Below are 19,610 nucleotides of genomic sequence, written 5' to 3'. Positions count from 1 at the left end.
CATATTGTGTTTGTCGAAGGGCAAAAGGTAGCGGGTTAAGAGCGCAGATTCCACTGAACATCTGTTAAGGCGCTACAGATTGTTCTGTGGAGCTGCGAATAGGCCGTTAGCTGCCATTGCTGCCGGCATTTGGGCTGAGCGTGAAGGGCGCACTATAGGGGGATTGCCAATCGGTTTCAGGATTCGAGATTCTCGCCGGCGCCCAGTTTTTATCAGCTCTCTCGATAGCAAGCGTATTCCATGGGCCTTGCTCCGGCGGCTGGTCAGCATAGTGCCAGTTGCCATCGGTATCTTTCCATTTGAAAACTATGTCGGGGCCTTCTGTCGGGATCGGCGAGGGGACCAGCCCCTCGAATGCTGGAATTTCCGACTGAGTTTCTTCCGCAACAGGCTCGGATATTTGGTCTGGCTCATTTAGGCCGAAGACTATAAGTAGCATCAATAAGCCGAGAGCTGGGAACGAGAGCCGAACAAGCCATTTGATCAGCATGGCGTCGCGCCTCCGGGTTGAAGGGTGGAGATGATGTCGCGCAAAATACCAAGCAATTGTTTGGCTTCCGGGCTTGTACCTGCTGCCGGTGCTGCAGCCGTTAGATTAGACTGGATAAGCTCGTCACTTGCATACATAGTGCTTGGTTCCGGGTGGGGGGCTTTGGAATTCCGCCAGACTAAGGCTAGTTCAATTCGTTCTGCCTCCAGCTCAAGATTGGCGAGGTTTGTGCGCAGAGGTAAGTAAGCTTTCTGCGCTTTCGGCACAGATCTGCGAATGCTGCGTAGGCTGCCGGTTACACGGTTACGCCACTCTGTTACCGTAGCCACCTCGATTCCGGTGTAGGCTCTGCCGTTGAGGGCAAGCCATCCGGCGCATAAAATTCGTGTTACGCTCCAGCCCTCATCCTGAAGTGCCAAACAGGCTTCTTGCGCCGCTGGGTGCTGCCAAATTGCCAGTGCAAATCGCCAAAGAGGATTGTCCGGTTCTAAGTCTTCCGGTAACTCTATGGTTTTTAACGGTAAATCTTGGGAGACGAGCGAGCTGGCTGACATGAGCATTGAACCGTCCCTGACAATTTCACCTTGATTATATGACAACATGTTAACGATAACCGATCTCAGTTTACAACGGGGTGGCGCCTGGTTGCTAGATTCCGTCGCCCTAACGGTTCAATCCGGCCAGCGTGTGGCGGTTGTTGGTGCCAATGGTGCTGGCAAATCCAGCCTCTTCCAGTTACTGCTAGGACAACTAGCGCCGGAGCAGGGCAGCGTGTCACTTCCTGGCGGCTGCCGTATTGCGCACATGGCGCAGGAAGTGGCGGCGACAGAGCGAAGCGCCAGAGACTTCGTTCTTGATGGAGATCTGGATTTACGGCGGCTTGAGCGCGAACTTGAGCAGGCGGAAGCCCGGGGCGATGACAACGCCGTTGCGCACATACATGGTGAGCTAGATGTACACGAGGCTTGGTCTGCCGCGCGGCGTGCAGAATCTTTGCTCCGGGGCCTAGGATTCCGGAATGAAGACCCAGACCGGCCAGTCTCCGCATTCTCGGGCGGATGGCGTATCCGTCTGAACCTTGCTCAGGCGCTCATGCGGCCTTCCGATCTTTTGTTGCTCGACGAGCCAACCAACCACTTGGATCTAGATGCCTGCCTTTGGCTAGAAAACTGGCTGCGCCGTTACGATGGAACCCTGTTGTTTATTTCCCACGATCGTGACTTCATGGATAGAGTGGCCACCCACGTAGTGCATTTTGATCGTCAGAAGCTAGAGCTGTATACGGGTAACTACTCAGCGTTTGAAGGCCAGCGCAGCGAACGAATTGCGCAACAGCAAGCTGGCTTTGAACGGCAGCAAGCGAGAATTGCCGAAATCCAGCGCTTTATTGATCGCTTCAAAGCGAAAGCCACAAAGGCTAGGCAAGCACAAAGCCGAGTAAAATCTCTGGAGCGGATGGAGAAAATTGCCCCTGCGCACATAGATTCGCCGTTCAGCTTCGAATTTCCTATGGCAGACAAAGTATCCAACCCGTTGCTCTCGATAAGGCATGGACAGGCAGGGCATGGTGACACCACGATACTTAGTGACATTAACCTGACCCTTTTGCCCGGAAGCCGTATTGGATTACTGGGTCCCAACGGTGCCGGTAAATCAACGTTGATGGATGCGCTGCTAGGGCAGGGCGAGCAAGGTACAGCTAGCACCTTGTTATCCGGTGAGCGCACCTGTGGCGAGCATCTGGCGATAGGGTACTTTGCGCAACACCAGCTGGAATCACTCGATCTTGATGCAAGTCCCTTTCTTCACTTGCAACGCTTAGCTCCCAGAGCGTCTGAGCAGAGCGTTCGCAACTTTCTCGGTGGCTTTGATTTCCATGGTGATGAAGCCCTGAGCCCCATTCGCTCATTCTCTGGCGGAGAAAAAGCCCGTGTTGCTTTGGCGGTTATCGCCTGGCAAAAGCCCAACCTGCTTTTGTTGGATGAGCCGACCAACCACCTTGATTTGGAAATGCGCCAAGCCTTGACTATGGCACTGCAGAACTTTGAAGGCGCTATTGTGGTGGTGTCTCACGACAGGCACCTGTTGCGTAATACCGTTGACGAATTCTGGCTGGTGAATGATGGCCATGTTGTGGAGTATCAGGGTGATCTTGAAGATTACGAGAGCTGGTTGGCGGATCGCCGTAAAGACGATGCCGAACCACCAAAGCGACAGCTAGGCAGTGCCGCTGGTTCCGCAGGCGCAGCATCGGCACAAGCAGACACAGCTGTAGGGGAAAGTGCTGAAGACAGAAAGGCCCGCAAACGCGCGGAAGCCGCGCTCAGACAGAAGCTGAGCCCTTACCGTAAGAAGCAGGCGACACTAGAAAAACAGATGGAAACTCTGCATGAGACGCTGAGCGATTTGGAGTCGGAGCTCGCCGATCCTGTCCTTTACGGTGATGAGTCCAAAGGCCGCTTAAAAGACCTGCTAGGTAGGCAGTCTGCGGCAAAGGGTCAACTTGAAGATGTCGAAGCTCAGTGGCTTGAGGTCAGTGAAACAGTTGAGGCAATGGAGGATGAGCTGGCGGGACAGTGAAGCGAAGTGCTCCGTCAGCCGCCAGCCAGCTCAAGCACAAAGTTTTGCTTGGCTAGGTAGTCTTGTTCATTCATCAGGTCGGCATAGGTTAGAGGGCGCTCATCAAACCAGCCCTCGGGAAACGTCACTAAAAGGCCTTGCTCCCTAGGTTGGAGAGTGAAAGCCGGTGGCGGTTCCAGATTGCGGGAGTGCTGAATCAGTACGGCCAAACGTACCAGTATGCATAAGTGCCGCAGGCGCCCTAGATCGCCTGGGTCGACGCCATCGAAAATGGATGAGCTGAATTTTCGGCGATGACCGCGCACCAAAATGGCCAGTTCCCGTTGCGCCTGCTGCGTAAAGCCAGCGAGGTCAGAGTAGTGCAATAGGTAAGCGCCGTGCTTGTGGTATTGGCTATGGGAAATCGCCAAGCCGATTTCGTGTAACCTGCAGGCCCAGCGCAGGGTCTCCTCGTCTGTAGGTGTGTCCAGCCCCCAGTGTTCTGCAATTTGCTCCCAGGCTGCGACCGCCGTTGCTTCTACGGCAGCCCCGTGGTTTTGATCCGCCTGATACCGCTCTTGTAGCGCTGAAATACTGCGCTCACGCACATCCTCATGCTGAATTCGCCCGGCTATTCCGTATAGTAGGCCCTCTCGAAGTGCTCCGTCGGTATAGGTCAGTTCCTGAATGTTCAGAGATTGGAACGCCCCCATAAGAATGGCAAACCCGGCGGGGAAAATATTCTGTCGATCTGGCCGCAACCCCAACTCGCCCAGCTTCTCGACACTGCCCATATCCACAAGCCGTCGGCGTAGCTCCTCCATAGCACTCCAGGTAACAGTGCCATCGGTGATTTTAAGCGTCGCCAAAACGTTGCAAATGGCCTTGATAGAGCCGGATGCACCTACCGAGCTTTCCCATCCTATAGAGCGGAAGCGCCGGCGAATGCCTAATAGCTCTTGCTCTGCGTGGGTAATGGCTTTGTCCATTTGTTTGCGGGTAATTCGGCCATCGGAAAAGTACCGGTTCCGAAAAGACACGCAGCCCATGTGCAGGCTTTCCAGCTCCTGTGGCTCAAACCGCTCGCCAATAATCAGTTCCGTGCTGCCTCCGCCTATGTCGATCACCAAACGCCGTCCGGCATCATCTGAGAGCGTGTGCGAAACGCCCAGATAGATCAATCGGGCCTCCTCCCGCCCGGCGATGATCTCTACCGGATAGCCCAGCACCTCTTCTGCCCGTGCGATAAACTGATTGGCATTGCGTGCCACCCTGAGCGCATTTGTACCTACAATCTGAACACCCTCGGGAGGCGTACCGTTAAGGCGTTGGGCAAACCGCCGTAGGCAGTCCAAACCCCGCTGCTGCGCCTCTTCTGTTAGATTGTTTTCAGGATCAAGGCCGTCGCCTAGCTGAACTTTTTCGCCCATTCTTTCCATGGTGCGGATTTCGCCCTGCACAAGCCTGGCCACAACCATGTGGAAACTGTTTGAGCCCATATCGATGGCCGCAAGCATATCCGGTGGCGTAGCTGCGATTTCGGCGGAAGAGGTGGCCGTCACGGTGATCTGAATCCTGTGGTGAGAATCTGCGCGTACTATAAGCCATAATCCCGGGATATGTCAGTCAATGCGCGGCTTTGACTCTAGTAGAAAGTCGACCGAATTGACCGGGGTCAGAACATTGAGCAATGAAACTGGTGGATCTACCGCTTCACATACGCGGGATCAATCGCGTAAAGTAGCAACCAAAGCACTAATCAGGAAAAACGAAATGAGCGGAAATATTGTAAACGTAACAGATGCCTCCTTCGAACAGGACGTACTTCAATCTGACGTTCCCGTACTGGTAGATTACTGGGCGGAGTGGTGCGGCCCCTGCAAAATGATCGCACCCGTACTCGAAGAAATCGCCGACGAATACGATGGCAAACTGAAGGTCTGCAAGCTCAACATCGACGAAAACGAGCAGACCCCGCCCAAGTTCAACATCCGTGGTATTCCGACGTTGATGCTGTTCAAGAACGGCAACGTTGACGCCACCAAAGTTGGCGCACTGTCCAAATCCCAGCTCGCGGCCTTCTTGGACAGCAATCTCTGATTGCATCCTGAAAGCCTGAAAACCGCCCCTGGGCCCTGCTCTTGGGCGGTTTTTTTAGGCCTGGATTCACCATGACCGAAACAGCCTCCAAAAACACCTGCGCCCTTCTACTCGCTGGCGGTGCAGGAACCCGCATGAACGGCAAAGACAAAGGCCTAATGCACTGGCACGACCGCCCCATGGCCCACTGGGTAGCAGAAGCCCTCAGTGCTGTGACCACGCCATTACTCATCAGCGCCAACCGATCCCTAAAAGACTACCGTCTGCTCGGCCACGTACTGCAAGACGCCCCGGATCTAAAAGGCCAAGGCCCCCTAGCGGGCCTACTAGCGGGCCTAACTGAAGCCCAAAAACAAGGCTTCGACGCCGTACTCGTATGCCCCTGCGATACCCCGGGTATACAACCAGAAGTATTCCGGCAATTAATAGACGCGTGGCACGAACAGCCTGAATACCCCGTTATCGCCCAATGCGCCGGAAGATCCCACCCCTTGCACGGTGTTTACCCGGTGTCACTTATTAGTCTGCTGGAAACCCAGTTACGAGACGACAACAGAAGGGTAATGGTATTCGCTGAAGCCGCAGCAGCTAGAACTCTGGATTGCCCAGATGCTGCTGATGCGTTTAAAAACCGAAATCGGCCAGAAGATTTGGTGACCTGAGGGGTAGTTGCTAGAGGGACTTGCACTATTCAGGGCTTTGGCGTGGACTGCTCCGCCGAAAATGTGCGGAGCCATGGATGGCGGAGCCAAGCGTACACGGACGTATCCACAGCGTTTTTCGGCGGAGCAGTCCACGCTAAAGACCGGCCGTCAAACGCCAGAATCTAGGTCTTCCAGACCTCCCCCCGAGCAACATCCGAAGCCTTCTGCTCCACCCAATGCTCCCCGGCCTCCGAAAGCTCCTTCTTCCAAAACGGCGCCGACGTCTTTAAAGCGTCCATAATAAACTCGCAAGCCGCAAACGCATCCCCCCGATGGGCACTGCAAACACCCACAAACACAATTTGTTCCTGCAACAACAACCGCCCGACTCGATGAATCACCCGCGCCTTGCGCACATCCCAGCGCCGCGAAGCCTCATCAATCAGCCCCGCAATCACCTGCTCCGTCATCCCCGGATAATGCTCTAAAAACAACCCGGATACGTCTTGAGTATCGCCGTTATCCCGCACCAGTCCCGTAAACGTAGCAATAGCCCCCGTACCGGCACCGCTATCCCGCAGTGCCGAATACTCAACACTCGAATCAAAATCCTCAGATTGAATACTGATCATTTTAGCCCCCCGTTACCGGCGGGAAAAAAGCCACTTCATCTCCGGCCCTAACCGGGGTGGCAGGCTTCGCCATCGCCTGATTAATCGCAATCATCACCGGCTGACCGCTTTGCAGTTGCGCCCAAGGGCCGCCGCGGCTAGCCAGCTCAGCCAGCAAATCACCGGCGGTCTGATCCTTTTCTGCCGGCAAGGTGAGTTGCTCAGTGCCCAACTCCTCTCGGAGGCGGGCAAAAAAACGAACAGTTAGGGTTTGGTTAGTCATATCAACTCAATAGCTCTGTGAATGGGTAATAGGTTATCAAGTCGCCCTCTGCAACCATCTCGTGTTCCGGAACCACAGCCAAACCTCCGGCCCAACAGGCGGAACTGAGAACGCCCGAGCTTTGGTTAGGGTAAGCGGTTACCTGAACCTTACCCTCAATAAGCTCGGTGCGGGCACGCAAGAACTCCCTGCGCACCGAGGGGGAGGTCACATTCAATGCAGCAGGCACTTGTTGCCCCACAGGATGAACCTGAATGCGCCCCTGACAGGTGCGTATGTAAGGCATACCCACAACCAAAAACGTAACCAACACTGCCGCCGGGTTGCCAGGTAAGCCAAGCACCGGTGTGCCCTGTATTGAGCCGAACGCCAACGGCTTGCCGGGCTTGATCGCCATGCGCCAAAGTGTCAGCTCACCAGACTCTTCCAGCACCGCCCGAACGTGGTCTTCCTCACCTACAGAGACGCCCCCGCTGGTAATGATCAAGTCTGACAGTGCTGCCGCGCGCTCTAGTTTCTCGCGGGTAACAGAGCGAGTGTCTCGAAGGGTCTCGCACAGCACCACCTCACAGCCAGCCTCGGCCAGAAGACCAAGCAGAGTAAAGCGGTTGGTATTGTAAATCTGCCCCGGGCCCAACGGATTGCCGGGGTCGACCAACTCATCACCGGTGGACAGAATCGCAACCCGGAGCTTTTTCACCACAGTAACGTCGGCTACGCCCATAGACGCCAAAAGGCCCATTTCCTGAGCCCTGATTTTTGTGCCCTTTGGTAGCGCAAGGCTGCCTTCGGCAAGATCTTGGCCACGTCTGCGGATATTTTGATCGGGCTTTACTTCTGCGTTGATCAGGATGCCATTTTCAGTAACATCCACTCGCTCCTGCATAATCACCGTATCGGCGCCCTCGGGAACCTCTGAGCCGGTAAAAATGCGCGCAGCCGTACCGGGCTTTAACGGGCCGGGAGCAGAGCCAGCAGGGATTCGGTCTGATACCGACAGAGTTTGACCCGGCGCATAATCCTCAGCGCGAAGGGCGTAGCCATCTACCGCGCTGTTATCCGCTGGTGGTACATCTGCGGGCACTTGGTAATCTTGCGCCAGTATTCGCCCCAGACTTTCAGTGAGCGGCAAGCGCTCGTTTTCTGTCACCACCGGAGCCCCGCTCAGAAGGTGGGCAATAGCCTCTTCAACCGGTGTCAGGTTGGCTGCCATGTCTTTCTCCGTATTCAGAATTAACGAGCGGCGCGAGTGCCAATACCCTGCTGCAGGCGCTCTATAGCTCGCTCTGGCTTGCGGCCGACCAGTGCGGAAAAATTGCAAGGGCCATGGCGGCTGTCGAGTTGCGTCTTCAAAATGCCATTCCATCCCGTACGGCATGCTCCGGTGGAGCCAGGCAGGCAGAAGATAGCCGTATGATTGGCAAGGCCGCCAAAGGCTCGGGATTGAATGGTTGATGTGCCGATCTCGGCAGCTGACTGTCGGCGGAACTCTTCGCCAAACCCTTCAATCGTTTTGTCCAGCAGAGGTGTAACGGCTTCTGGTGTGCTGTCGCGTTCGTGGAAGCCGGTGCCACCTGTAATGATCACTGCATGAACATCCGGATCTGCTATCCAGACCGACATGGCCGCGCGCACTAAGTAGACATCATCCGGGAGAATGCGCCGTGAAATCAGCGTATGTCCGGCTTCAAGAACACTGTCTTCAAGAAACTGACCGGAAGAGTCCTCGTTCGGGCCTCGAGTGTCGGAAATCGTAAGGATGGCGATATTGAGAGGTTTGAGTTCGCTGGTGCTTTCACTGCTCATGGGTGGGCTCCGAAAATCACAAAAAGTCTATGCATCAGTATCCTTGTCAGAGGTAGGGAATGGAAGGGAGTAACCCATCAGGGGGAGGCCAGTAACCTCGCCTGTAGGCGTTTTTACCGAAAAATTGGTTCTAATTTCGCTACTACACTTGACATTGGCCAGCAAGGTAGCAGATTATCGGTCTCGCCCTACGAACGATTGTACCCACTCTACTGGCTTCTGTTATTTTCCGGATTAAATCCGCACCGGTTGCTCCATCTGGCCAGCATCTGTTTTGACAACGAATTTTATAATCTGTTCAGGGGCACCCCTGTCATACCAACTTCCGTTTAATTCCATTCCTGAAAAATCTAATAACCTATGAATCTTACTGAACTCAAGCAGAACTCCATGCCCGAATTGCTCGACATCGCGCAAGAGATGGGCCTCGATAACCTGGCACGTTCGCGTAAACAGGATGTTATCTTCACCATACTGAAGAAACATGCCAAAAGCGGCGAAGACATTTACGGCGACGGCGTACTGGAGATTCTGCAGGATGGTTTCGGCTTCCTCCGCTCCGCGGACGCCTCCTACTTGGCCGGGCCAGACGACATTTACGTTTCTCCCAGCCAAATTCGCAGGTTCAACCTGCGTACCGGTGATACCGTTGCTGGCAAGATTCGCCCGCCGAAAGACGGCGAGCGCTATTTTGCTCTGCTGAAAGTCGCAGAGATTAACTTCGACAAGCCGGATAACGCCCGCAACAAAATCCTGTTTGAAAACCTGACTCCGCTGTTTCCCGATGAGCGCATGGCGCTTGAAACCGGCAACGGCAGCACGGAAGACTTGTCTTCCCGTGTGTTGGACCTGGTTGCACCTATCGGTAAGGGTCAGCGTGGTTTGATTGTATCGCCACCCAAGGCTGGTAAAACCCTGCTGATGCAGAGCATTGCGCAGTCTATTACGCGCAATCATCCGGAGTGCCACATCATCGTTCTGTTGATTGATGAGCGTCCGGAAGAGGTCACTGAAATGCAGCGCACCGTGCGCGGCGAAGTGATTGCCTCCACCTTTGATGAGCCGCCTGCGCGTCACGTTCAGGTTGCTGAAATGGTCATCGAGAAGGCCAAGCGTTTGGTTGAGCATAAGAAAGATGTGGTTATCCTGCTGGATTCAATTACTCGTCTTGCTCGTGCTTACAACACGGTTATCCCATCTTCAGGCAAGGTGCTGACCGGTGGTGTAGATGCCCATGCGCTGGAAAAGCCTAAGCGCTTCTTTGGTGCGGCCCGAAATGTAGAAGAGGGTGGCAGCTTGACCATTCTTGCGACGGCTCTGGTGAGCACAGGTTCCAAAATGGACGAAGTGATCTACGAAGAGTTCAAGGGCACAGGTAACATGGAAATCCACCTTGATCGCAAAATTGCGGAGAAGCGTGTGTACCCTGCCATCAACATCCGTAGCTCGGGCACGCGTCGTGAAGATTTGCTGATGACGGAAGCGGATATTCAGCGTGTGTGGATTCTGCGTAAGCTTCTGCACTCAATGGACGACGATACCGCAGCCATTGAGTTCTTGCTGGACAAGCTGAAAGATACCAAGACCAACGATGAGTTCTTCCAGTCTATGAAGCGCCGTTAAGAAGTCGAGTCTATGCGCCTCTGGGATGTTGAGCTTGGCCGTACCGGGGACACCCTCCCCGAACACGCCGTGAATACGTCCCTGTAGGCTTGGTCTTGCCATCCCTGGCAAGACACAGTCCGGGGAGGGTGTCCCCGGTACTGCTGATCTAATTTTGGGCGCGCGCCTTTATGGGGTTACGGTTTAGCTTTTGTGCTTTTGCCTTGAGTTAACTGGTGATTTCGTGAACGCGGTGAGGGCCTGCTTTCCCAGACTGTGTCTTGCCAAGGATGGCAAGACCAAGCCCCCATGGATGGGTTTACGGCGTGTCTGGGAAAGCAGGCCCTCATTGCGTTCTGGCACTGGGCAAGAAGTCTGGAAGGCAGCGAACTCCGTATTAAGAAGCTAACCGGAAACGGAGCCAACGATGAAATACAACGATCTGCGGGACTTCATTGACCAGTTGGAAAAACTGGGTGAGCTGAAACGCATCTCAGTGGAAGTGGATCCCCATCTGGAAATGACCGAAATCTGTGACCGCACGCTGCGGGCAGGTGGGCCTGCGTTGTTGTTTGAAAACCCGAAAGGCTACGACATGCCCGTGCTTGCCAACCTGTTTGGCACCACCAGAAGAGTCGCCTTGGGCATGGGGCAGGAAAACGTAACCGCGCTTCGGGATATCGGCAAGCTGTTGGCTTACCTCAAGGAGCCGGATCCCCCTAAAGGCTTCAAAGACGCTATCGAGAAGTTGCCATTGCTTAGGCAAGTTATGCGTATGAGCCCAAAAGTGCTCAGGTCTGCGCCTTGTCAGGATGTGGTGATTGAAAAAGACAATGTCGATCTGTATCAGATACCCGTACAGCACTGCTGGCCGGGAGACGCCGGGCCGCTGGTGACCTGGCCTTTGGTGATTACCCGCGGTCCCCACAAAGAACGACAGAATCTCGGGATTTATCGGCAGCAGGTGATTGGCCGCAACCGGCTGATCATGCGTTGGTTGAGCCACCGTGGTGGCGCGTTGGATTTCCAAGAGTTCCAGAAACAAAATCCAGGCAAGCCCTACCCAGTTGCAGTCGCCCTCGGCGCCGACCCGGCCACGATTCTTGGTGCCGTAACGCCAGTGCCCGATTCGCTCTCCGAGTATGCGTTTGCAGGCTTGCTGAGGGGCAGTCGCACCGAGCTTGTAAAGTGCGGGCTCAGTGATTTACAGGTTCCGGCCAGTGCAGAGATCGTTTTGGAGGGGTTTATTTACCCCGACGACTACGCGCCGGAAGGCCCGTTTGGAGATCACACGGGTTATTACAACGAAGTGGACGAGTTCCCGGTGTTCACTGTTGAGCGGATTACCCACCGCAAAGACCCTATTTATCACAGCACCTACACCGGCAGGCCACCGGATGAGCCTGCCATTCTGGGAGTCGCGCTGAACGAGGTGTTTATTCCCATCTTGCAGAAGCAGTTCCCTGAGATCGTGGACTTTTATCTTCCGCCGGAAGGCTGCTCCTACCGTATGGCGGTAGTAACCATGAAGAAGCAGTACCCCGGCCATGCTAAGCGTGTGATGATGGGTGTATGGTCTTTTTTACGCCAGTTTATGTATACCAAGTTTGTGATTGTCACCGACGACGACGTGGATGCCCGTAATTGGGAAGATGTAATCTGGGCTATTACCACCCGCATGGATCCTGCCCGCGATACGCTGTTGGTGGAAAATACGCCGATTGATTATTTGGACTTTGCCTCGCCTGTTTCTGGCCTTGGTTCCAAAATGGGTCTGGATGCCACCAATAAATGGCCGGGTGAAACGACCCGCGAGTGGGGCGAGCCGATTTCTATGACAGACGCGGTAAAACAGCGAGTGGATGAGCTCTGGGGTAGCCTGGGCATTGAAACCCCGGTTAATCGCTCCGACTGATATGAGTAGCAGGCGTTGGAAGATTGGTCTTGAGCCATCTGGCATTCGCTATGCGACAGCTGCTGATGAAGATTTACTAAGCGCGGCAGCAGGTGCAGGCGTTGCTGTTCCATCTGCCTGCAAAAATGGCGTATGTGAGCTCTGTGAAGCGCGTTTGCTCAGCGGCTCTGCTTTGAACACCCGAAACCAACAAACGATTCCGGTCGGCGCTCGGCTGATGATGTGTAGAACCGCAGCGCTCGATCACCTTGAACTGGAGATAAGTGCCGTTATGGCCGCAGGAAACAACCAGCCCCGCAAGTTTCAGGCAAACGTGGTGGATGTAAGTTCTATAAATCACGATGTATATCGGGTAGAACTTCAACTACCACGGCGGCGGGAGTTGTCTTTTCATGCTGGTCAATATTTGTCGGTTAACCTTCCGGATGCTGAGCCTTGCTACTTTTCCATTGCCAGTAGCCCTGCAGAGCAAAATCTGGAACTGCATATTCAGGCTTCTCCCGAGTGGGTGTCGGCGCAAAAGGTTATTGATGCACTAAAATCTGGCCAAGCAGTCAGTTTGGAGCTGCCACACGGTAAAGCGTGTTTGGACTGCGCTCCGGGTAAACCATTGCTATTGGTTGCTGCAGGTACCGGATTCGCCCAGATGAAAAGCTTGGTGGATTATTTGCGAGGTACCTCTTATTCCCGGCCGGTAAAGCTATATTGGGGCGTACGTCGCCATGAGGATATGTACCTCAGGTCTATGGCTCGGCAGTGGGAGGAAGAATGGCCGGAATTCAGTTTTCAGCCGGTTGTTGGTGATGATGATGACAGCGAGTGGAGTGGTCATCACGATCAGCTCGTGCGGGTTGTGTTAGCCTCCGGCATGGATTTGAGTAACGTGGAAGTGCACGCCAGTGGTTCACCAACCATGGTATATACGCTGATGGATGCCTTGGTGGAGGCCGGGCTACCACCTGAGGCATTCTTTTCTGATGTATTGGAGTATGCACCTCGTAATTGAGGTGCTGTTGCCGACTCTGAAAAGAAACTGCCGAAGAGAAATTACCGAAGCGAGTTAGGCTCTGGGCATGGGCAGCTTCGGGAGCCCATTGTCGGTTGCTAGTCCCTGCATCATAAGCTTGATGCTTAGCTCTTCTTCGCCCATGTGAGCACTTAAACGGCTTAGCTCTGCTAGAGCTTCCCGGCTGCGACGTAACTTCAAGCTTGTTTCGAAATACTCCCGGGCTTTGCCCCATAGCTCATTTCTGAGGCTTAGGCGGCCCAACGCTAAGAGCAGCTCTGCATTGTTGGGGCGGTCTTTTAGCCACTGCTCGGCAGTAAGAAGCTGCTCATCCGGTTTGCGGCCCTCTATACGGCCATACAGATTAACCAATTCATCGCTCCAGTGGCTTTGCAAAACCTTGCGTAGCAACGTTTCGGTCTGGGCTTCATCGCCAAGACTGGCCAGCTGGCGTGCATAGTCACCGATGGTTTTCTCATCTTTACGCAAAAAGCTCGGCAGCTCGTCCCAAAGGCGGGTGAGTGGTTCTAAAGATGCGTTGGTGTCGTCCTTTTGCTGGCGCCGACAGTCTTCAGCGGCTTTCTCCAGCAGGTTGTGCCATACCAGACGCTCTAACTCGCTGAGTTCAGATTCTGGCATCACACTGCGTTTACGCAACTCAGGCAATAGCTTTGAAAGCTCGCGCCAGTCTTCTAGGCGAAGGTAAGTATTTTTCAGAAGTTTGAGTACAAAAGGGTGATGCGGTGATTGCTTGCGTAAGCGCACCAATGTTGCCAAAGCCTGTTCCAGACGGTTGCCGGAAAGCTGCAGCTGGGCCTGAGTGATACCCACGGCCATATCCGACCCGGGTGTGCTCTCATACGCTTTTCTCAAAAGCTCATCGACAGCCTCGTGATCGCTGCACTCAAAAGCTGCCTGAGCGGCTGCCAAGTAGTTTATTAGAGGTGTGTCTGCGTGGCCAGCTGCCGATGTAAGCATTTTGCGGGCTCTTGGCCAGTTACCTTCTGCCAATGCAAGCAGGCCCTTGGTAGTTCGACGGCGGGCACGACGTGCCTTGCTGCGGGATAGCCAGTTGGCCACCAGCCCGGTGCCTTCCCGCATGCGACGGAACATGTTAATCGCGAGCACAATGAGTGCAACCACCACGATAATGAGGGCAAGCCCCACCCAGAAATTGGTTTCTACCAGGTAATTGCCGAGGCTGATGCGAATGTACCCGAGATCATACTGCAGACCGAGGGAGAGCGCGGTGCCGATAAGCAGGGCGAACAGAACGATCAGAAGCAGGCGGATCATGAATCGCGGCCTCCATTTGCTTCGCTGTTGCCGTTGCTATTGCTGAGACGGCCTGAAAGCCGCTCTTTGAGCAGATCCAGAGATTTGCTGATATCAGGTAGGTCTGGGGCTACGTTGCGGGTGCTCAGTTCACCAAGGGTTTTAGTGAGGGCGCTTACCCGTGGATTGCTTGCATCGTACCAGTCTTCAACCGCAGCTTGCGCTTTGACGAGGGCTCGCTCATACAATGGTTGGTTGCCCCTGAGCACTGCCATTTCGGCTTCTTCGAGCATCAGTTGCAGGTTTAGGCGAGCGTAGGCACTCTGGTCTGGCGACAGCAGCGGTTTTACCGACTCATCAAGGCGACGAACGACAACGACCTGCATCAAGGTAGACTTGAACTTTCTCCAACCTTTTACCAGCATACCCGGCTCTCCGCCTTCTTCGGGTTCTGCTCCGGGCTGTGAATGACCGACAAACCCGGGCGCTTGTTCGCTGATAAGTGCCTGATCGGTGAGCTGGTGTACGCTGTCGATGGCGGCTTCGAGAGTAAGGTAAAGTCCGGTTCTGTCGACGCTACTAATGCCTTTAAGGGATAGTATTTCTCGCGCCAGCTGCTGGCGTACAGGGTAGACGCCGATATCGTCCGATTCAGTCAGCACGTCGTCTGCGGCTTCAAGGGCAGACAAAGCTCCGCGAATGTCTTTCTCGATCATTAAGCGCTGGTTTGCAATGCGTAGCAGATATTCCGCCTCTGCCAACAACCAGTCGGTGCGAGTGCGGTTTCCAGCTTCAAGCAGCTCGCGGGCATTGTGATCGATTTGCCGCTGTTGGGTAGCAATCAACTCGCGTTGGGACGCCAGTTTATCTTCCAAAGCTTGCAAGCGTTGGCTCTGCTGGCCGCCCCTATCGCCATAAAGGCTTTCGAGTTGCGCGGTATCCTGTTGTAGGCTTTTCAGCGCCTGCATTGTCGTTTGGTTTCCGTTCCATTGTTGCCAGTTCCACAACGCCAGTACGGCAACACTGATCAATGCAATGATGGCGATAACCCAGATTGGCCAGACTTTCTGCCGTGTGGGTTGTTCTTTGGCAATCGGTGCGGGTAATTGTTTTGTTGTTTCAGTCACGGGCGTCCTTACTTAGCTCTTCCGGTGCCACCGTCGCGGCCGGTCAACTGTTCTGCTACGGCGGCCACAATGTCGTTGTCGGCAAGGCTTTCTGGTATACACGGAGCATTGAATCCCGCTGCACGGGCCTGATCGGCAATACGCCGGGCGGGTACAATAACGGGGCTATCGTATAGATTATGGCTGCAATTCGAACATAGTGCGATGAGATTGTTTAGGGTTTCTCCAGAGAGCGCAATAATGGCGTCTGGCGCAAACTCCTCCAGTGCATTGTGTATCTGTGCAGGCGTGTAATTTGGACAGAACCTGCGATAAAGCGGCATCACGGTGACACGTGCACCGCGCGCCTCAAGCGTTTTCCGGGTTAGCTCCCGGCCTTCCTCGCCTCTGGCAACCAGTACCCGCTCCCCCTCAAAATGCGCCAAAGAGGGCAGTTTGAGCAAGGCTTCACTGGTCCAGCCTTCATCTGGTTTGCGGGGATTCACCCCATACTCTGAAAGAGCTTTAGCTGTGCCAGCCCCCACGCCATACCAGTTTAGCCCAACAGGTAGTTGAGGCCACCAGATATCGAGTTCGTCTAGTAAAAGGCGGGCTGCGTATGGGCTAACAGCAATGACGTGGGAGAATTCATCAAGGCTAAGGAGAGTGCTGCGCCGTTCCGGAGTTTCGGGGAGGGGCTCTCTCTCAACCAACGGAAATACATGCACTTCAGCACCGGCAGCTTGGAACTGCCGGGCCAACCGGGACGCTTCCGGCTCTGGCCGACATATCAGAACGCGTCGGCCAGCCAGACTGGAGGAGTCAGCGGGGAGTGTGACCATAAATTTCAGCCAGCACTTTGTCTGCGCCCAATGCTAAAAGGTCTTCTGCCAGTTCACGGCCCAAGCGCTCGCCTTCAGCACGAGGTGCCCGGCCTTCAACCCGGAGTATTTGAGTGCCGTCAACGGCGCCAACCAATCCACGTAGCCATAGAGTGTCGTCGTCTTCCAGCAGCGCATAGGCAGCGATAGGCACTTGGCAGCCACCTTCAAGGCGACGGTTAAGGGCTCTTTCTGCTTTTACCCGATCGGCTGTGTCCGCATGGTTCAGCGGCTCAAGCATCGCCCGAAGCTCGTCATCATTGAGCCGACATTCGATACCAAGGGCACCTTGACCTACGGCGGGTAAAGATACGGTGTCTGGCATGGAGTAACGAATCCGGTCATGAAAGCCTAGGCGTTTTAAGCCAGAGCTGGCTAGCACGATGGCGTCGTAATCACCGGCGTCCAACTTTGCCAGACGGGTATTAACGTTGCCCCGTAACACTCGAATTTCCAGATCGGGTCTGTAGGCACGGAGCTGGGATTCCCGGCGTAGGCTGGCAGTGCCAACTATTGCGCCTTGGGGAAGGGCGTCAACGTTAGCGTATTGGTTGCTAACGAAGGCATCGGTGGGGTCGTCCCGTTCACAGATTGCAACCAGCCCCAGGCCCTCGGGGAAGGCCATGGGCACATCCTTCATCGAGTGCACGGCGAGGTCTGCACGGCCATCAAGCATGGCTTCCTCCAGCTCTTTCACAAACAGGCCTTTGCCGCCGATCTTGGCGAGTGGCACATCAAGGATTTTATCGCCCTGAGTTTTGATCTTTACCAGCTCAACAACCACGTTGTCGTGGAGTCGTTCCAACTCGGCCTTGATAAATTCTGCCTGCCACAGCGCCAAGGCACTGCTGCGGGTTGCGACACGAAGGGTTCGTTTAGACATGATGCTCACTGTCGATTCTGAAAAATGTTCGCCAAGGTTACCCTGTGGCGCCGAAAAAGTCCCGTGGGACCCTAGCTCTGCAGACCCTGAAGCCATTGGCGCACGTTGCTGGAGTGTCGGCGGCTTACTGGTAGTTCGCCCAGATCATCTCTTAACTGTAGTAGGTTGTGGCCATCTGGTGTTCGGCGCAAGGCCTGTATGAAGCGCACACCCACCAGCGTGTTGCGGTGAATCCTAAGCAGCTGGCTTGGGTAAGCGCTTTCCAGTTCTTTTAAGGTGTAGTCGGAAATAGTCTCACCACGGGAATGGTGAATGGTCACGTATTTCTGATCCGCCTGACAATAGCGGATCCCGGCTATATCAATCAGCTCGGTACCCCTGTGAGTACGCACTGCGAGTTGCTCATCTTCGGTTGTTTCACGATCCGTGTTATTCCCCGCGATGCTGGCGGACAGTGTTTGTATTTGTACCCGATTGACCCGACCAGCGCGCCCCAGCGCCTCAGCAAGTGCGTCCTTGCGCACAGGCTTGAGCAGGTAAGCCACGGCTTGCACATCGAATGCTTGAATAGCGTAGTTGTCGTAGGCGGTGCAGAAAATAATCGCTGGTGGATTGTTGTGTTGGCTTAGATTTGCCGCAGCCTCCATTCCGTCCATGCCGGGCATTCTTATATCCAGCAATAGAATGTCCGGGTCCAGTTCGACAACCTTCGCAAGTGTCGCTTCACCATCACCGGCTTCACCGCATACCTGATATTCCGGCATGCTCTCTACCAAACGCCTGAGACGTTGCCGGGCCAAAGGCTCATCATCGGCGATGAGTATCTTCTGTTTAGTCATGAATGCTGTATGGTTTTTGGCAGCCTTAAGGTCACCGTATAAACCTCTCCCTGATGGCTGTGTTTCAAAACGGAAGCCTCTCCAAATAGTGCATGCAATCTTGCCTGAATGTTACTTAAGGCCATGCGGTTGCCCTTGTGCTGGTCGCAATCGTCTTTGGGTTTGGGGTTTTGTACCAATAAATACACAAAGCTACCGCGCTCTTCTGCTTCGATGCGCACGATGCCGCCCTCCGGCCGCGGCTGAATGCCGTGATATACCGCATTCTCAACCAGTGGTTGAAGCGTTAGCGGAGGAATTGCCTGTCGCTCCAAGCCGTCGGCAATATGCCATTCTAGTTTCAGGCGCGGGCCAAGGCGCAGAGACTCAATGGCGAGATAACGTTTGCAGAGGTCTAGCTCCTTTGCAAACGGTATAAGCCGGTCGCCGGTGCGTAAGCTGGCGCGAAACAGCTCAGATAAGTCCAGAACGGCATCTTCTGCCAACTCGGGGTCTGTGGCGATAAGGCTGGCGATGGTGTTCATGCTGTTGAATAAAAAGTGCGGTTGTATACGCGCTTGCAGCGCTGTTAGGTGCGCTTGCATTTCTGCTTCTCGCTGCTGTTGCCATTGGTGCTGCAAATAGAAATAACGCAGTACCATCAGAACAATAAGTAGCGCCAGAAGTAGCTTCTTGGCAATAGCTTGCCAGCCGATGATACCCGGTTGCGGATGCAAAACACTGTCGGCGAACAGACTGAATGCCAACACATCCAACAGCACGATAAATGCAATGGCAAGGGTAGCCCGGGCTACAGACAGCTTGGCTAGCCGCGAGCGCAAAAGGCAGATCAGCGCAGCGCTGGTAAGGGTTGTCCACTGCACAAATAATGACAGAAGCGCAAAATAGTTCCAGTCAATCCAGCCGTCGCTCGCCTGAACAATGGCCAGAACCAGCACCATTAATTCGCTGGTGATGAGCAGCATAAATACAGAGCGCACCCGGCACAGATCCGGCACGAAAAAATCCCGCATCACGACGGCTTTGGATCTGTTTAGAGGAGTCTCTTTTCTCCGAATCAGAATGTTATACTCCTGCAACGTTCAATGTACCCAGTTCCCGCAGATAATGCCGGGCTGTCAGCAGGAAATATAGACCATGTTTTGTACTCATAAAACTGTAACCACCACTTTATGTCTTGTCTGATGAATGTGGACTAACGTTCGTCTATTGCTTTCTGATCAGCTGAAAGGGCACTAGGTTTGTTGGCTAAGTGTGATTGGTTGAACCTTTATAAATGTTGTAACAGCCTCATTTATTCAATGGTGGTTTATTGGGCACGAGATCACTCGGCGCACATTGTAGTTGTTCAGCTAGTAAATAAATCTTTTCGATTGTGATGTTAACTTCCCCTCGCTCAACCTTTCCCAGATAGCTTCTATCGACCCCTGCTTCATGCGCCAATCGCTCTTGTGAAAACCCCTTCGATTTTCGAATAGCCCGCAGATTCTGGCCAAACGCCTCACAAATTGGTGAGCCCATATCTTGCCCTCACAAAAAGCAAGACTATGGTTTCTTGAGGCATGACAGGCCACGGCATATACTACCCATTTTTCAGGGTCGACCAAATC

The 19,610-nt window shown here is 54.2% G+C and carries 20 protein-coding genes; 6 read left to right on the top strand and 14 right to left on the bottom strand.

The features are described 5' to 3' along the window. Nucleotides 1–106: 106 nt before the first annotated feature. Both MWU62_RS00330 and MWU62_RS00325 read right to left on the bottom strand, forming a co-directional pair. Nucleotides 107–490 carry a DUF4124 domain-containing protein gene (locus MWU62_RS00330; protein ID WP_247112884.1) on the bottom strand — a complete coding sequence of 128 codons (384 nt, stop codon included), beginning with the start codon at nt 488–490 and terminating at the stop codon, nt 107–109. Next, complete coding sequence (locus MWU62_RS00325) at nt 484–1,050, bottom strand: TIGR02444 family protein (protein ID WP_247112883.1); 567 nt, start codon at nt 1,048–1,050, stop codon at nt 484–486. The genes MWU62_RS00330 and MWU62_RS00325 overlap by 7 nt, the downstream gene beginning before the upstream one ends. 40 nt (nt 1,051–1,090) lie before the next feature. Here MWU62_RS00325 and abc-f point away from each other — a divergent pair, with 40 nt between their 5' ends. Continuing rightward, nucleotides 1,091–3,070, top strand: coding sequence for a ribosomal protection-like ABC-F family protein (abc-f, locus tag MWU62_RS00320; protein ID WP_247112882.1), 1,980 nt, complete (start codon nt 1,091–1,093; stop codon nt 3,068–3,070). 14 nt (nt 3,071–3,084) lie between these two features. Here the strand turns inward: abc-f and ppx are convergent, their stop codons facing one another. After that, nucleotides 3,085–4,611 (bottom strand): exopolyphosphatase, encoded by a 1,527-nt coding sequence (ppx, locus tag MWU62_RS00315; RefSeq protein WP_247112881.1) that lies wholly within the window; start codon nt 4,609–4,611, stop codon nt 3,085–3,087. A gap of 211 nt (nt 4,612–4,822) precedes the next feature. On the opposite strand from ppx, the gene trxA reads away from it, so the two are divergent. Together trxA and mobA are read left to right on the top strand one after the other, a co-directional pair. Further along, nucleotides 4,823–5,149 carry a thioredoxin TrxA gene (gene trxA / locus MWU62_RS00310; RefSeq protein ID WP_008169901.1) on the top strand — a complete coding sequence of 109 codons (327 nt, stop codon included), beginning with the start codon at nt 4,823–4,825 and terminating at the stop codon, nt 5,147–5,149. Nucleotides 5,150–5,220: 71 nt separating this feature from the next. Further along, nucleotides 5,221–5,811 carry a molybdenum cofactor guanylyltransferase MobA gene (mobA, locus tag MWU62_RS00305; protein ID WP_247112880.1) on the top strand — a complete coding sequence of 197 codons (591 nt, stop codon included), beginning with the start codon at nt 5,221–5,223 and terminating at the stop codon, nt 5,809–5,811. A 164-nt stretch (nt 5,812–5,975) separates the two neighbouring features. Here the strand turns inward: mobA and MWU62_RS00300 are convergent, their stop codons facing one another. The 4 genes from MWU62_RS00300 to moaB are packed head-to-tail and all read right to left on the bottom strand — an operon-like array spanning nt 5,976 to nt 8,493. Next, complete coding sequence (locus MWU62_RS00300; protein ID WP_247112879.1) at nt 5,976–6,425, bottom strand: molybdenum cofactor biosynthesis protein MoaE; 450 nt, start codon at nt 6,423–6,425, stop codon at nt 5,976–5,978. Between the two features lies 1 nt (nt 6,426). After that, nucleotides 6,427–6,687, bottom strand: a complete 261-nt coding sequence (moaD, locus tag MWU62_RS00295) for a molybdopterin converting factor subunit 1 (RefSeq protein ID WP_247112878.1) — start codon at nt 6,685–6,687, stop codon at nt 6,427–6,429. Between the two features lies 1 nt (nt 6,688). Beyond that, nucleotides 6,689–7,900, bottom strand: a complete 1,212-nt coding sequence (gene glp, locus MWU62_RS00290) for a gephyrin-like molybdotransferase Glp (protein WP_247112877.1) — start codon at nt 7,898–7,900, stop codon at nt 6,689–6,691. Between the two features lie 20 nt (nt 7,901–7,920). Then, nucleotides 7,921–8,493: a molybdenum cofactor biosynthesis protein B gene (gene moaB / locus MWU62_RS00285; protein ID WP_247112876.1), complete on the bottom strand. Its 573-nt coding sequence runs from the start codon at nt 8,491–8,493 to the stop codon at nt 7,921–7,923. Between the two features lie 360 nt (nt 8,494–8,853). On the opposite strand from moaB, the gene rho reads away from it, so the two are divergent. The 3 genes from rho to MWU62_RS00270 all read left to right on the top strand — a co-directional run bounded on the left by rho (nt 8,854) and on the right by MWU62_RS00270 (nt 13,016). Further along, the gene (gene rho, locus MWU62_RS00280) at nt 8,854–10,116 is read left to right on the top strand and encodes a transcription termination factor Rho (protein WP_200362945.1); all 1,263 of its coding nucleotides are present in this window, start codon (nt 8,854–8,856) and stop codon (nt 10,114–10,116) included. Between the two features lie 406 nt (nt 10,117–10,522). Continuing rightward, nucleotides 10,523–12,010 (top strand): 4-hydroxy-3-polyprenylbenzoate decarboxylase, encoded by a 1,488-nt coding sequence (ubiD, locus tag MWU62_RS00275; RefSeq protein ID WP_247112875.1) that lies wholly within the window; start codon nt 10,523–10,525, stop codon nt 12,008–12,010. Nucleotide 12,011: 1 nt separating this feature from the next. After that, nucleotides 12,012–13,016: a 2Fe-2S iron-sulfur cluster-binding protein gene (locus MWU62_RS00270; RefSeq protein ID WP_247112874.1), complete on the top strand. Its 1,005-nt coding sequence runs from the start codon at nt 12,012–12,014 to the stop codon at nt 13,014–13,016. Nucleotides 13,017–13,070: 54 nt separating this feature from the next. On the opposite strand, the gene MWU62_RS00265 is transcribed toward MWU62_RS00270, so the two are convergent. The 7 genes from MWU62_RS00265 to MWU62_RS00235 all read right to left on the bottom strand — a co-directional run bounded on the left by MWU62_RS00265 (nt 13,071) and on the right by MWU62_RS00235 (nt 19,521). Beyond that, complete coding sequence (locus tag MWU62_RS00265) at nt 13,071–14,312, bottom strand: heme biosynthesis HemY N-terminal domain-containing protein (RefSeq protein WP_247112873.1); 1,242 nt, start codon at nt 14,310–14,312, stop codon at nt 13,071–13,073. Then, the gene (locus MWU62_RS00260) at nt 14,309–15,418 is read right to left on the bottom strand and encodes a uroporphyrinogen-III C-methyltransferase (protein WP_247112872.1); all 1,110 of its coding nucleotides are present in this window, start codon (nt 15,416–15,418) and stop codon (nt 14,309–14,311) included. The genes MWU62_RS00265 and MWU62_RS00260 overlap by 4 nt, the downstream gene beginning before the upstream one ends. A gap of 8 nt (nt 15,419–15,426) precedes the next feature. Continuing rightward, a complete protein-coding gene (locus MWU62_RS00255; RefSeq protein WP_247112871.1) occupies nt 15,427–16,239 on the bottom strand; it encodes a uroporphyrinogen-III synthase in 813 nt (270 codons plus the stop codon). After that, the gene (gene hemC / locus MWU62_RS00250; protein ID WP_200362931.1) at nt 16,220–17,161 is read right to left on the bottom strand and encodes a hydroxymethylbilane synthase; all 942 of its coding nucleotides are present in this window, start codon (nt 17,159–17,161) and stop codon (nt 16,220–16,222) included. Before hemC ends, MWU62_RS00255 begins: the two co-directional genes overlap by 20 nt. Nucleotides 17,162–17,232: 71 nt before the next feature. Then, on the bottom strand, nt 17,233–18,000 hold the full coding sequence (locus MWU62_RS00245; RefSeq protein ID WP_247112870.1) for a LytTR family DNA-binding domain-containing protein: 768 nt from the start codon (nt 17,998–18,000) through the stop codon (nt 17,233–17,235). Next, nucleotides 17,997–19,013 carry a sensor histidine kinase gene (locus tag MWU62_RS00240; protein ID WP_247113281.1) on the bottom strand — a complete coding sequence of 339 codons (1,017 nt, stop codon included), beginning with the start codon at nt 19,011–19,013 and terminating at the stop codon, nt 17,997–17,999. The genes MWU62_RS00245 and MWU62_RS00240 overlap by 4 nt, the downstream gene beginning before the upstream one ends. Before the next feature lie 277 nt (nt 19,014–19,290). Then, nucleotides 19,291–19,521, bottom strand: coding sequence for a helix-turn-helix transcriptional regulator (locus MWU62_RS00235; protein WP_200362925.1), 231 nt, complete (start codon nt 19,519–19,521; stop codon nt 19,291–19,293). Between the last annotated feature and the right edge of the window lie 89 nt (nt 19,522–19,610).

Source organism: Marinobacter sp. S6332 (assembly GCF_023016045.1).
GTDB lineage: Bacteria > Pseudomonadota > Gammaproteobacteria > Pseudomonadales > Oleiphilaceae > Marinobacter.
The sequence above is the reverse complement of the archived record's forward strand: the minus strand, read 5'-3'. Positions and strand labels throughout refer to the sequence as shown.